Source organism: Pseudomonas shahriarae, from assembly GCF_014268455.2.
In the GTDB taxonomy this organism is placed as follows: domain Bacteria; phylum Pseudomonadota; class Gammaproteobacteria; order Pseudomonadales; family Pseudomonadaceae; genus Aquipseudomonas; species Aquipseudomonas shahriarae.
The window spans coordinates 473,921-486,220 of sequence record NZ_CP077085.1 but is presented as its reverse complement, the minus strand read 5'-3'; the positions used below and the strand labels follow the sequence as shown (position 1 = coordinate 486,220).

General features: G+C 63.2%; 10 protein-coding genes. 6 read left to right on the top strand and 4 right to left on the bottom strand.

What is annotated here, in order from left to right; genetic code table 11:
- Nucleotides 1–5: 5 nt before the first annotated feature.
- A complete protein-coding gene (gene aguB, locus HU773_RS02185; protein ID WP_057437091.1) occupies nt 6–884 on the bottom strand; it encodes an N-carbamoylputrescine amidase in 879 nt (292 codons plus the stop codon).
- A 211-nt stretch (nt 885–1,095) separates the two neighbouring features.
- Entirely contained in the window at nt 1,096–4,005 is a 2,910-nt protein-coding gene (locus tag HU773_RS02180) for an aminotransferase (protein WP_186625092.1), read from the bottom strand.
- Nucleotides 4,006–4,218: 213 nt separating this feature from the next.
- On the opposite strand from HU773_RS02180, the gene rfbB reads away from it, so the two are divergent.
- Genes rfbB through HU773_RS02150 form a run of 6 tightly spaced genes read left to right on the top strand, consistent with a single transcriptional unit; the run spans nt 4,219 to nt 10,765 of the window.
- Entirely contained in the window at nt 4,219–5,301 is a 1,083-nt protein-coding gene (gene rfbB, locus HU773_RS02175; protein WP_120731259.1) for a dTDP-glucose 4,6-dehydratase, read from the top strand.
- Entirely contained in the window at nt 5,298–6,173 is an 876-nt protein-coding gene (gene rfbA / locus HU773_RS02170; protein WP_120731257.1) for a glucose-1-phosphate thymidylyltransferase RfbA, read from the top strand. The genes rfbB and rfbA overlap by 4 nt, the downstream gene beginning before the upstream one ends.
- Nucleotides 6,170–7,060, top strand: a complete 891-nt coding sequence (gene rfbD, locus HU773_RS02165; RefSeq protein ID WP_225923831.1) for a dTDP-4-dehydrorhamnose reductase — start codon at nt 6,170–6,172, stop codon at nt 7,058–7,060. The genes rfbA and rfbD overlap by 4 nt, the downstream gene beginning before the upstream one ends.
- Nucleotides 7,061–7,095: 35 nt before the next feature.
- Nucleotides 7,096–8,904 carry a sensor histidine kinase gene (locus HU773_RS02160; protein ID WP_186625091.1) on the top strand — a complete coding sequence of 603 codons (1,809 nt, stop codon included), beginning with the start codon at nt 7,096–7,098 and terminating at the stop codon, nt 8,902–8,904.
- The gene (locus HU773_RS02155; protein WP_120731254.1) at nt 8,901–10,283 is read left to right on the top strand and encodes a sigma-54-dependent transcriptional regulator; all 1,383 of its coding nucleotides are present in this window, start codon (nt 8,901–8,903) and stop codon (nt 10,281–10,283) included. The genes HU773_RS02160 and HU773_RS02155 overlap by 4 nt, the downstream gene beginning before the upstream one ends.
- A 26-nt stretch (nt 10,284–10,309) precedes the next feature.
- Nucleotides 10,310–10,765 carry a thioesterase domain-containing protein gene (locus HU773_RS02150; protein ID WP_057437082.1) on the top strand — a complete coding sequence of 152 codons (456 nt, stop codon included), beginning with the start codon at nt 10,310–10,312 and terminating at the stop codon, nt 10,763–10,765.
- Between the two features lie 81 nt (nt 10,766–10,846).
- Here HU773_RS02150 and cysQ read toward each other — a convergent pair whose 3' ends face one another.
- Together cysQ and nudE are read right to left on the bottom strand one after the other, a co-directional pair.
- Nucleotides 10,847–11,683 carry a 3'(2'),5'-bisphosphate nucleotidase CysQ gene (gene cysQ / locus HU773_RS02145; protein ID WP_057958007.1) on the bottom strand — a complete coding sequence of 279 codons (837 nt, stop codon included), beginning with the start codon at nt 11,681–11,683 and terminating at the stop codon, nt 10,847–10,849.
- Entirely contained in the window at nt 11,680–12,246 is a 567-nt protein-coding gene (gene nudE / locus HU773_RS02140; protein ID WP_057958006.1) for an ADP compounds hydrolase NudE, read from the bottom strand. The genes cysQ and nudE overlap by 4 nt, the downstream gene beginning before the upstream one ends.
- Between the last annotated feature and the right edge of the window lie 54 nt (nt 12,247–12,300).

Genomic DNA, 12,300 nt, shown 5'->3' with positions numbered 1-12,300 from the left:
GGCGATCAGGACTCCAGGGAACCGTCGAGGGTCTTGAGCGCGCCGTACAGGTTCGGCCGGCGATCACGGAACGAGCCCCACGCGCTGCGGATGTGCTCCAGCTCATCGAGGTCGAAACTGTGCACCAGGATGCCTTCTGCGGTTTCGTTGAGCTCTTCGACTTTTTCGCCGAACTGGTTGGCAATGAACGACGAGCCGTAGAAGGTAATGTCGTAGCCGTCCTGCTCTTCGTTGCCGATGCGGTTACTGGCGATCAGCGGCATCAGGTTGGCGCCGGCATGGCCTTGTTGCACGCGCTGCCAGTGGTCGCGGGACGAAATGGTCTTGTCGTGTGGCTCGCTGCCGATGGCGGTCGGGTAGAACAGGATCTCTGCACCTTGCAGCGCCATGCTGCGGGCGCATTCCGGGAACCACTGGTCCCAGCAGATGCCCACGCCGATCTTCGCGTAGCGGGTGTTCCACACTTTGAAGCCGGTATCACCCGGGTTGAAGTAGTACTTTTCGTGGTAGCCAGGGCCATCCGGGATGTGGCTTTTACGATAAATCCCGAGGTTGGAGCCGTCGGCGTCGATGATCGCGATGCTGTTGAAACGCGCACGGCCAGCCAGTTCGAAGAAGCTGATCGGCAGCACCACTTGCAGTTCCTTGGCGATTTTCTGGAAGTGCTTGATGGCCACGTTGTCGTCAACCGAGGTCGCCAGTTGCAGATAGTCCGGGTTCGGCTTCTGGCAGAAGTACGGGCTTTCGAACAGTTCCTGGATCAGGATGATCTGCGCGCCTTTGGCGGCGGCCTCACGGACCAGCTTTTCAGCGGTCTCGATATTGGCTTCGAGGTCCCAGGAACAAGCCATCTGGGTAGCGGCGACGGTAACGATACGGCTCATGAATCATCTCCTGGGCGGTGGTCAGCGGCCAGGATAACCAGGGCCGATGACAGAAAGGGGAATGCTGCGCGACTTTATAGCGGATAAAAATCGGCTTTTAAAGCACGCAAACATCCGACTATCTAAAAAACTCAAAATATTCCCGATAACAATCGGTTTTAAAAGTGAAACCCCAATCAACTGTGGGAGCATTTCAATTTATTGAAGGGGGTTACAACCCTTCATCCAGCACCTTCGACAACATGTCGACAAAGAAATCCACACTGCGTCTAGACGTGACCATCGGCGGCTTGATCTTGAGGATGTTCAAATAGTCCCCGGTCGGCTGCATAAAAATCCCCAGCTCACGCAAGCGATCACACAGCTTGGCGGTTTCTTGCGTCGCCGGCTCCAGGGTCTGCCGGTCCCGCACCAACTCCAGCCCCAGATAAAAGCCCGAGCCATGCACCGCCCCCACCAGCGGATGGCGCTCGATCAGCGCCTCGAGCCGCGCCTTGAAGTGCCCGCCGACCACCTGGGCGTTTTCCCAGAGCTTTTCTTGCTCCATCACATCCAGCACCGCCAGACCAATCCGGCAACTGACCGGGCTGCCGCCGGAGGACGAGAAGAAGTACCCTTCGGCCTCCAGCGCTTCGGCGATTTCCCGGCGGGTGATCACCGCACCCAACGGCTGGCCGTTACCCATGCCCTTGGCCATGGTGATGATGTCCGGCACCACGCCCTGCTCTTCAAAGCCCCAGAAGAAATGGCCCATGCGCCCATAGCCAACCTGCACTTCATCGGCGATACACACCCCGCCCTGGGCGCGCACCAGGGCATACACCTGCTGCAAATAGCCCGGTGGCAGGGAGATGCCACCGGCATTGCCATATACCGGCTCGCAGATAAAGCCCGCCAACTGGCGCTGGCTGGCGGCGATTTTCGCCAGGTTGTGCTCCACGCTGCGCACGTAATCCGGCGCAGTGTCCGGGCCACGGAATTCGCCGCGATAGGTATTGGGCGCGGTCACGGGGTGCACCCAGTCGGGCCGGCTGCTCAGGGCCTGGGGGTTGTCGGCGATCGAGGTGGACACCGCATCGGCCGCCACCGACCAGCCGTGATAGGCCTCCAGCACACTGAGCATGTCGCGCCCGCCGCTGTAGGCCCAGGCCAGGCGGATCGCCAGGTCGTTGGCTTCGGTGCCACTGTTGACCAGGAACACGCGGTCCATGGACTCGGGCGCCAGCGCCAGCAGACGCTCGGAAAACTCGGCAATTGCGGCGTAATGAAAGCGTGAGTTGGTGTTGAGCAGCGACCACTGCCGCGCCGCCACCTGGGCCATGCGCGGATGGCCGTGGCCCAGTACCGCGACATTGTTGAGCATGTCCAGGTACGAGCGGCCCTGCATGTCGATCAGATGATTGCGCCAGCCACGCTCGATGCGCGGCGGGTCGACGTAATAGTGCTTCTGCGAGCGGGCGAAGCTGGCATCGCGCCGGGCCAGCAAGGCTTCTGGATCCACCTCCGGCTCGGCGTCACAGGCCAGGCCCAGCAGCGTCGCCGGCGATGGGCACAACGCCTGCCAGGCCGCAGCGCGGGACGGCGTGCAGAACAATGGTGGATCAAGGTCAACCCGGCACAGTTGCACGGTCAATGCCCCGCCCGCCTCCCCCAGTACCTGGCCTTTGAGCACCGCGGCACCGGGTTGCAAGGCATTTTTCAGGCCCTGTAGCCGTACATTCAGTTGCGCGCTATGCAGACTTAATACGCCATCGGCAGTGCTGCGCAGGATGCCGGCGAACGGCGCCTCTACGACGCTGCCCTGGGGCACATACAGTTCGACGTGCAGGGCGAACGTGTGCGGTTCGCTCGCGCAGTCCGGACGCGTGCGGGACAAGCGATACTGGCCATAACGACTGGCCGCCAAGCCGTGGACCGTTGCAGCCTGCTGCAATAGATGTTGGTCGATGCCAGGGGTTTCCCAGTTTCCGGCTTCGAAATGTTCACTGAGTACACCCAGGTCGATCAGCGCGAACTCGCGCCCCACCAGGCCCGGCAGCAGCGGGGCAAAGCCTTCGCTGGCCACTGGTTTGGGGGTTGCACCGACGCACGCCTGGATCGCCGCCTCCATCAATTCAAACGGCACCGAGGTGGCAACGTGGAAAATTTCCCACTCGTGCTCGGCATTCTTCAACAGGTAAGAGTTATCTGGGTCCAGGCGCTGCTGCTGTTCGCTGCTCAGGACTAGAACCGCCGCACGGGCCACAATCAGCGGCCACAACGCCTGCAATTCCTGGGGTTGCAAAGGGGTCAACGCGTGACAGGCCTGGATCGCCGGCAGGATCGCAAACGGGTCGCCGTCAGCGTGGTGCAGTAAAGCGGCGCAGGTCACCGACAGGTCGGCAATCCGCCAGGTATGCACCAAATCACCGAAGTCGATAACGCCCTGCACCTGCCAATGCCGCTCGGCATCCCGCTGCCACACCACGTTGTCATCGGTGATATCCATATGCACCGCCTGCCACGGCAATTGCTCGGCCAGGGGGCGCAGGCGCTGCTCGACCTGGGCGGCGACCTGTTCCAGGGCCGCACGCTGGGGCAGGTTGTCGAGTGTCGAGAGTAAATGACGGATCAGTTCCAGGGCGTGGCGCGGGTCCCACTGCAGGGTGCGCTCCAGGCCCCCATGGGCGAAGCCGGCCAACGCCCGGCTCATCTGCCCGCACAGCTGGCCAAACCCGGCGATCAGCTCACGGCCCAGGTGCGGCAGGTGGGTCAGCGGCTGGCCGTCGATATAGTCCAGCAACCGCAGGTGCACCGCCTGCCCGGCCACCGTCAGGCTCAGCAGCTGCTCGCCATCAAGGGTACTGATGACCGTGGGCACCCGAACCGCCGCCTGTGCCTGCAGGTGCGCCAGGGCGGCGTGCTGGGCGTGCAGCTCGACGGCGGCATACTCGCCACGGCAGATTTTCAGGACGAAGCGGCCCCGGTCACTGTCGACCCGGTAATTGAGGTCTTGCTGGCTGCCCAGGGACTGCAGCGTGCCACTGAGGCCGTAATGTTGCTCAAGCATCTGCAAGGCTTGCTCCGGCCCGACTTGAGGGCACGGCAAACTGGCGCGGTGGATCAATGTATCGAGCAACATGTGACGGCCCCTGGTTTTTTGTCCGGCGCTTATATCGCCATTGTTAATAGGTCTGATGCAACCCAAACCCATTGTGATGGTCTTCTTTGAGCACGCAAGCCTTTGAGCACGCAAGTCGGGCCAATCTGACCACCGCCCCTTGCACCGCCCATCGCAAGCCCGCAAGCTATGCCCCATTCGCTCAGTTTCCGTCCAAGGAAAAGGCCTCTCGACATGCGTATTCTTGTTACCGGTGGTGCCGGTTTTATCGGTTCCGCACTGATCCGCCATTTGATTCAAAACACTGAACATGAAGTTCTCAACCTCGACAAACTGACCTACGCGGGCAATCTTGAGTCGCTGACCAGCATCGCGACCGACAGCCGCTATGAGTTCGTCCAGGCCGATATCATCGACCAGGCCACCGTCAGTGCAGTCCTGGCACGCTTCCAGCCCCAGGCCATCATGCACCTGGCGGCCGAGTCCCATGTCGACCGTTCCATCGACGGTCCGTCGGACTTTATCCAGACCAACATCGTCGGCACCTACAGTCTGCTGGAAGCCACTCGCGCCTACTGGCAGCAGTTGGCAGAGCCGGCCAAGAGCGCCTTCCGCTTCCATCACATTTCCACCGACGAAGTGTATGGCGACCTGCATGGTGTGGATGACCTGTTCACCGAAACCACGCCTTACGCGCCAAGCTCGCCTTACTCTGCGAGCAAGGCCGCGTCCGACCACCTGGTTCGCGCCTGGCAGCGTACTTACGGTTTGCCGGTGCTGCTGACCAACTGCTCGAACAACTACGGGCCGTTCCACTTCCCCGAGAAGCTGATCCCGCTGGTGATCCTCAATGCCTTGGCGGGCAAGGCCCTGCCGGTATACGGCGATGGCTTGCAAGTACGTGACTGGCTGTTTGTCGAAGACCACGCCCGCGCACTGCTCAAAGTCGTCACCGAAGGTGTGGTGGGCGAGACTTACAACATCGGCGGGCACAACGAGCAGAAGAACATCGACGTGGTGCGTGGCATCTGCGCACTGCTCGAAGAACTGGCGCCACAGCGTCCGGCCGGCGTTGCCCAGTTCACCGACCTGATCACCTTCGTCAAGGACCGTCCAGGCCATGACCAGCGCTACGCTATCGACGCCAGCAAGATCGAGCGCGAACTGGGTTGGGTCCCGGAAGAAACCTTCGAGAGCGGCCTGCGCAAGACCGTGCAGTGGTACCTCGACAACCTGGAATGGTGCCGCCGGGTCCAGGACGGCAGTTATCAGGGCGAACGCCTCGGTAACACCGAAGCGAAGGACCTGATTGCATGATGAAGGGAATCGTACTGGCCGGTGGCTCCGGGACGCGCCTGCACCCCATTACCCTGGGGGTTTCCAAGCAGTTGCTGCCGGTGTACGACAAACCGATGATCTACTACCCGATTTCCGTGCTGATGCTCGCCGGAATCAAGGAGATCCTCGTGATTTCTACGCCGGTGGACTTGCCGCAATACCGCAACCTGTTGGGCGACGGCAGCCAGTTCGGCGTGCAGATCAGCTATGCCGAGCAACCCTCGCCCGATGGTTTGGCACAGGCCTTCCTGATCGGCGAAGCGTTCATCGGCAATGACCCGGTATGCCTGATCCTGGGCGACAACATCTTCCACGGCCAGCATTTCAGCGAGCAACTGCGCGCCGCCGCCAAGCGTCCATCCGGCGCCACAGTGTTCGGCTACTGGGTCAAGGATCCGGAGCGCTTCGGCGTAATTGATTTCGACGGTGAAGGCCGCGCGCTTTCCATCGAAGAAAAACCCGCCAAGCCAAAGTCCAGCTATGCCGTGACCGGCCTGTACTTCTATGACAACGATGTGGTCAAGATTGCCAAGGCCGTCCAGCCCTCGCCACGCGGCGAGCTGGAGATCACCGACGTCAACAATGCCTACCTCAAGCGTGGCGACCTGCATGTCGAGCGCTTCGGCCGTGGCTTCGCCTGGCTCGATACCGGCACCCACGACAGCCTCCTGGAAGCCTCGATCTATGTGCAGACCATCGAGCACCGCCAGGGCTTGAAAGTGGCTTGCCTGGAAGAAATCGCCTACGAAAACGGCTGGATCGACCGCGACCATCTGCTGGAGCGGGCCAAATACTTCGGCAAGACTGGCTATGGCCAGTACCTGTTCTCCCTCGCAGGGGAAGCCCAATGAATGTGAGCGGTACACCGTTGAAAATCCTCATCACCGGCCAACACGGCCAGGTTTCCCGCGATCTGCAACAGCGGCTCCAGGGCCTGGGTGAACTGGTCGTGCTCGGTCGCGACCAGCTCGACCTGGCCAACCCCGAGCAGATCCGCCAACAGGTGCGCAGCCATCGCCCTGGGCTGATCATCAACGCGGCGGCCCATACTGCTGTCGACCAGGCCGAGAACGAGCCCGAGGTGGCCTTCGCGATCAATGCCACGGCGCCCGGCATCCTCGCCGAAGAAGCCAAGGCCCTGGGCATCCCGTTGATCCACTACTCCACCGACTATGTGTTTGACGGCAGCAAGCCGGCGCCCTACACCGAGGACGATGCGCCCAACCCGTTGGGTGTCTACGGCCAGAGCAAGCTGGCGGGCGAGCAGGCCATCGCGGCGGTGGGCGGTCAGTACCTGGTCCTGCGTACCAGTTGGGTGTATTCGAGCCACGGCAAGAATTTCCTGCTGACCATGCAGCGCCTGCTCCAGGAAAAACCGCAGATGCGTATCGTCGCCGATCAGATCGGTGCGCCGACCTGGGCCGGGACCATCGCCAACAGCACCCGGGCACTGATCGAGCGCTGGCAGGCCGGCCAGGCCGGGGACTGGGGCGTCTATCACTTGACGGCCCAGGGCGAGACCTCGTGGTTCGGCTTTGCCCAGGCCATTGGCGAGCAACTGCTGGCCGAAGGCAAGGCGTGCGCCGAGCTGGAAGGGATTCCCGCCAGCGACTACCCCACGCCCGCCAAGCGCCCGTTGAACTCGCGCCTGGACTGCAGCCGTCTGCAACAGCAATGGCACGTCGGCCAACCGCAATGGCGCGAAGCATTGCGCGAGTGTCTTGCACAGCAGCACTAGGCATAATGCGCCTGTACCCACAGGCGCAGACTTACATGACTCCACCCCTTCCACGAAGACCCCGCTGGCGCAGCCTGGCGTTGCTGGCGTTATGCCTGGCACCGCTGCTGTGGCCGCTGGAGCATCTGGCCGAACGTTACTACCGCAGCGAGCTGGCCGGGCAGAACCGCCAGACCCTCGACCTGTACGTCGCCAACCTGCTGGGCACCCTGCACCGCTACGAAATACTGCCGCAAATCCTCGGCGAATTGCCGGCCTTGCGTACCGCCCTGGAAGCGCCTCACATCAGCACCAACCTGGTCGCCGCCAACCAGTTGCTCAAGGAGGTGTCAGTCCAGGCGGGCGTGGAAGTGATGTACCTGATGGACACCCGTGGCAAGACCCTGGCCGCCTCGAACTGGGACAAACAGGACAGCTTCGTCGGCCGCAACTTTTCCTTTCGTCCGTATTTCAGTGAGGCCATGGCCGGGCGCCTGGGGCGTTTCTTCGGCCTGGGCACCACCTCGGCCAAGCGCGGGTACTTCTTCGCCGCTGCGGTGCGCGAAGACGAACATGTGATTGGCGTGCTGGTGGTCAAGGTCGACCTGGACCACACCGAAAGCCTCTGGGGCCAGACCCCCGAGCAACTGCTGGTCACCGACCACAACGGCGTGGTGATCCTGACCTCACGCCCACAATGGCGTTTTCGCGCGACCCGGCCACTGACCGAGGCCGAGCACCAGGCGATCGTCGCGATCCAGCCCTACCCGACCCGCGACCCACAGCCCCTGACTTTCAGCTCCAATGCCTGGCTGCGCCAGTCCACCGAAATCGCCGAAACCGGCTGGAATGTGGAGATTCTTGCGCCGCGCACCCTGATCGACCGCCCTGTGCGCACGGTGGTTGCCGTCGGCGGCGCGACCTTACTGGTGCTGATGCTGCTGCTCGGCCTGATGATGCAGCGCCGTCGCCACTACCTGGAACGCATCGCCTTTGAAGCCAAGGCCCGGCGCGAGCTGGAAATGCGCGTGGCCGAACGCACCAGTGACCTCGAAGGCCTCAACCGCCGCCTGCGCCAGGAAGTACTGGAGCGCGAAAATGCCCAGCAGGAATTGGTGCGCGCCCAGGATGACTTGGTGCAGGCCGGCAAACTGTCGGCGCTGGGTACCATGTCGGCGAGTATCAGCCATGAACTCAACCAGCCCCTGGCGGCCATTCGCAGCTACGCGGAAAACGCTGAGATTCTCCTCGATCACCAGCGCACCGACGACGCGCGGGGCAACCTCAAACTGATCAGCGAACTGACCGGGCGCATGGCCTCGATCATCGCCCACTTGCGCGCCTTTGCCCGCCGCGACCGGCATGCCCCGGAAAGCGTGGCCTTGCAACCGGCCCTGGACGATGCGCTGGCATTACTGGCCAAGCGCCGGCGGGCCATGGAAGTGGAGCTGATCCGCGACTTGCCAGAAGCCTCCCTGTGGGTGGAGGCCGGGGAAACCCGCCTGCGCCATGTGCTGGGCAACCTGCTGGCCAATGCCCTGGATGCGTTGACCGAAAAGGGTCCGCCGCGCAAATTGTGGCTGAGTGCCGAATCCACCGAGCAGGGCGTCAACCTGTACATCCGCGACAATGGGCCGGGGTTCTGCATGGAAGCCCTGGGTCGCGCCAGCGAGCCCTTCTATACCACCAAGACCCGCACCCAGGGCCTGGGGTTGGGCCTGGCCATCTGTGACACCCTGATGCGTGCCTTTGGTGGTGAACTGCTGTTCGCCAACCACAAGGAAGGCGGCGCACTGATAACCTTGAAACTGCGCGCCGGGGCACCCGGCGTCAGTCTGCAACCGTCCGAGGACCGCAGTGTATGACTATCGATAACCAGATTCAGGTGGTGTTGATCGACGATGATCCACACCTGCGTCAGGCCCTGTGCCAGACCCTGGACCTGGCCGGGCTGAAAGTCCTGCCCCTTGGCGAGGCCACCGGCCTCACGGCGCGCCTGACGCGGGATTGGCCAGGGGTGGTGGTCAGCGATATCCGCATGCCCGGCATGGACGGCCTGGAGCTGCTCACCGAGCTCCACGGCCAGGACCCGGAGTTGCCAGTACTGCTGATCACCGGCCACGGCGATGTGCCACTGGCGGTGCAAGCAATGCGCGCCGGCGCCTATGACTTCCTCGAAAAACCCTTCGCCAGCGACGCCCTGCTCGACAGCGTGCGCCGCGCCCTGTCGCTGCGCCGGCTGGTGCTGGACAACCGCAGCCTGCGCCTGGCCCTGAGTGACCGCCAGCAATTGAGCACGCGCCTGGTAGGCCAGTCGGCGCCGATGCTACGCCTGCGCGAGCAGATTGGCGCGCTGGCGGCGACCCGCGCCGACGTGCTGATCCTCGGCGAAACCGGCGCCGGCAAGGAAGTGGTGGCGCGCGCCCTGCACGACCTGTCGAACCGCCGCACCGGGCCCTTCGTCGCTATCAACGCAGGCGCCCTGGCCGAGTCCGTGGTCGAAAGCGAGCTGTTCGGCCATGAGCCGGGGGCGTTTACCGGTGCGCAGAAACGGCGCATCGGCAAGTTCGAATTTGCCAACGGCGGCACGTTGTTCCTCGATGAAATCGAGAGCATGAGCCTGGATGTGCAGGTCAAGTTGTTGCGTCTGCTACAGGAGCGGGTGGTTGAGCGCCTGGGGGGCAATCAGCAGATCCCGCTGGATATCCGCATCATCGCCGCGACCAAGGAAGACCTGCGCCAATCCGCCGACCAGGGGCGCTTTCGCGCAGACTTGTACTACCGCCTGAACGTCGCGCCGCTGCGCATTCCGCCGCTGCGCGAGCGGGGCGAAGATGCCCTGATGCTGTTCCAGCACTTCGCCGACGAGGCCAGCAGCCGCCACGGCCTGCCGCTGCATGAGCTGCAGCCGGGCCAACGGGCAATGCTGTTGCGCCATAACTGGCCGGGCAACGTGCGCGAACTGCAAAACGTCGCCGAGCGCTTCGCCCTCGGCCTGGAACTGGCCCTGGACAACGCACCGGACGGCCCGGCGCCGGGTGTACCGATGTCGACGGGGGGCTTGAGCGAGCAAGTCGAGCACTTTGAAAAAGCCCTGATCGCGGCCGAACTCGGCCGCCCCCACAGCTCTGTGCGCAGCCTGGCCGAAGCCCTGGGCGTGCCGCGCAAAACCCTGCATGACAAGTTACGCAAGCACGGCCTGAACTTTGCCGACAGCGGCAACGCCCACGCTGACGACGATTGACCTTTTCCCCCTGCCAAGAGACTGCCATGAGCCGCGATAGCCGTTACCTGGAATCCATTCTGCACCATGACATCCCCCTGACCCGGGAGATGGGCCTCAAGGTGCTCGACTGGCAGGACCGGCAACTGCGCCTGCACTTACCGTTGCAAGCCAATATCAACCACAAGAGCACCATGTTCGGCGGCAGCCTGTATTGCGGCGCGGTCTTGGCGGGCTGGGGCTGGCTGCACCTGCAATTGCGCGAGGAAGGGATTGAAGACGGGCATATCGTGATTCAGGAAGGGCAGATCAGCTACCCATTGCCTGTCACCCAGGACGCCACGGCGATTTGCCAGGCCCCGGAGGACAAGGTGTGGAAGCGCTTTTTGGCGACCTACCGGCGCCATGGCCGGGCGCGGCTGGCGTTGCAGGCGTGGATCGTGAATGAGGGCAGTGACGCGCGGGCGGTGGCGTTTACCGGGCAGTACGTGTTGCACCGCTAGGCAAGATCATCCAAGGCCTATCTGGGAGCGGGCTTGTGTGGGAGCAGGCAAGCCAGCTCCCACATTTGATCTGCATTGCCTTCAAGAACGGGCCAGAGTCAGCAAACGCTCGCGCCAGGCGGCCTTGGCCGGCAAGGCCAGGAAGAACGGGTTCAACAGCGACTCGCGCGCCGGGTAGCTGAACGGCTGGCCATTCAACTCCAGCACTTCGCCGCCAGCACCTTCCAGCACGCCCTGGGCGGCGGCGGTGTCCCACTGCGACGTCGGCGCCAGGCGCGGATAGCAATCGGCGCTGCCTTCGGCCAACAGGCAGAATTTCAAGGAGCTGCCGATATTGGCCAGCTTCAACTCCCCCAGCCCTTCACTCAACCCATCGAGCAAGCGCTCCTGTTCGGGGCTGGTGTGGCGACGGCTGGCAACCACGGTGAACGCCTCGCCTGCGGCCGGCTTCTGGCGCACCTGGATCGGCCGGGGTGCGGCATTCACGTCGGATCGCCACGCCCCAAGCCCGGCGCCGCCGAAGTAGCAGCGGCCACTGGTGGGCATCGACACCACACCAAACACCACCTGCCCCTGTTCGATCAAGGCGATGTTGACGGTAAATTCTTCGCTGCCGCTGATAAATTCCTTGGTGCCATCCAGCGGGTCCACCAGCCACCAGCGTTGCCAACCGGCACGCACGCTCTGGTCGATATCGGCATCTTCTTCCGACAGCACCGGGATGCTTGGGTCCAGCGCAGTGAGGCCGGCGAGAATCAGGTGATGGGCGGCCAGGTCGGCGGCGGTCACCGGCGAATCATCCGCCTTGGCCGTCACGGCTACATTGGCGCGCCAGTACGGCAGGATGACCTCGCCGGCCTGGCGGGCCAGTTCAATCACCGGGGCAATGTACGGGTGGCCGAGGAACAATTCGCTCATGGCTGGAAGGCTCCACGCTGGGTCAACAAGTCCCGCACCAGGTACAACGCGGCCAGGGCCCGGCCTTCGCTGAACTGCGGGTTCTGCGCCAGTTGTGCCAGCTCGCGCAGGTTGACCCGGTCCACGCGCATCGGCTCGGGCTCGTCGCCTTCCAGGCGCTCTTCGTACAGCTCGGTGGCCAGCACCACCTGGATTTTCTGGCTCATGTAGCCAGGGGACAGGGACAGTTCGGTCAGGTGCTCCAACTGCCGGGCGCCATAGCCCGCCTCTTCCTTGAGCTCGCGGTCTGCCGCTGCCAGCACGTCTTCGCCCGGCTCGATCAGGCCCTTGGGCAATGACAGTTCATACTCATCCGTGCCACCGCAGTATTCTTCCACCAGCAGCGCGTGGTCAGCGTCGATCATCGCCACGATCATCACCGCGCCATACCCTGCACCCCGGCCCACCAGGCGCTCGTAGGTCCGTTCAACGCCATTGGAAAAGCGCAGTTGCACTTCCTCCACGCGGAACAAACGGCTACTGGCGACAATTTCGCGGGCGAGGACGGTGGGTTTCTGGCGCATAGAGGGCTCCTTGGCGTGATCGGGTTACTATACCGTGGCTTTTCCGATTGTCTG

Bases quoted from the DNA above. Each gene is read 5' to 3' on its own strand.
- aguB (WP_057437091.1), bottom strand. From the start codon at position 884: ATGAGCCGTATCGTTACCGTCGCCGCTACCCAGATGGCTTGTTCCTGG.
- HU773_RS02150 (WP_057437082.1), top strand. From the start codon at position 10,310: ATGAGCCGCGATAGCCGTTACCTGGAATCCATTCTGCACCATGACATC.
- HU773_RS02160 (WP_186625091.1), top strand. From the start codon at position 7,096: ATGACTCCACCCCTTCCACGAAGACCCCGCTGGCGCAGCCTGGCGTTG.
- rfbD (WP_225923831.1), top strand. From the start codon at position 6,170: ATGAATGTGAGCGGTACACCGTTGAAAATCCTCATCACCGGCCAACAC.
- rfbA (WP_120731257.1), top strand. From the start codon at position 5,298: ATGATGAAGGGAATCGTACTGGCCGGTGGCTCCGGGACGCGCCTGCAC.
- HU773_RS02180 (WP_186625092.1), bottom strand. From the start codon at position 4,005: ATGTTGCTCGATACATTGATCCACCGCGCCAGTTTGCCGTGCCCTCAA.
- HU773_RS02155 (WP_120731254.1), top strand. From the start codon at position 8,901: ATGACTATCGATAACCAGATTCAGGTGGTGTTGATCGACGATGATCCA.
- nudE (WP_057958006.1), bottom strand. From the start codon at position 12,246: ATGCGCCAGAAACCCACCGTCCTCGCCCGCGAAATTGTCGCCAGTAGC.
- cysQ (WP_057958007.1), bottom strand. From the start codon at position 11,683: ATGAGCGAATTGTTCCTCGGCCACCCGTACATTGCCCCGGTGATTGAA.
- rfbB (WP_120731259.1), top strand. From the start codon at position 4,219: ATGCGTATTCTTGTTACCGGTGGTGCCGGTTTTATCGGTTCCGCACTG.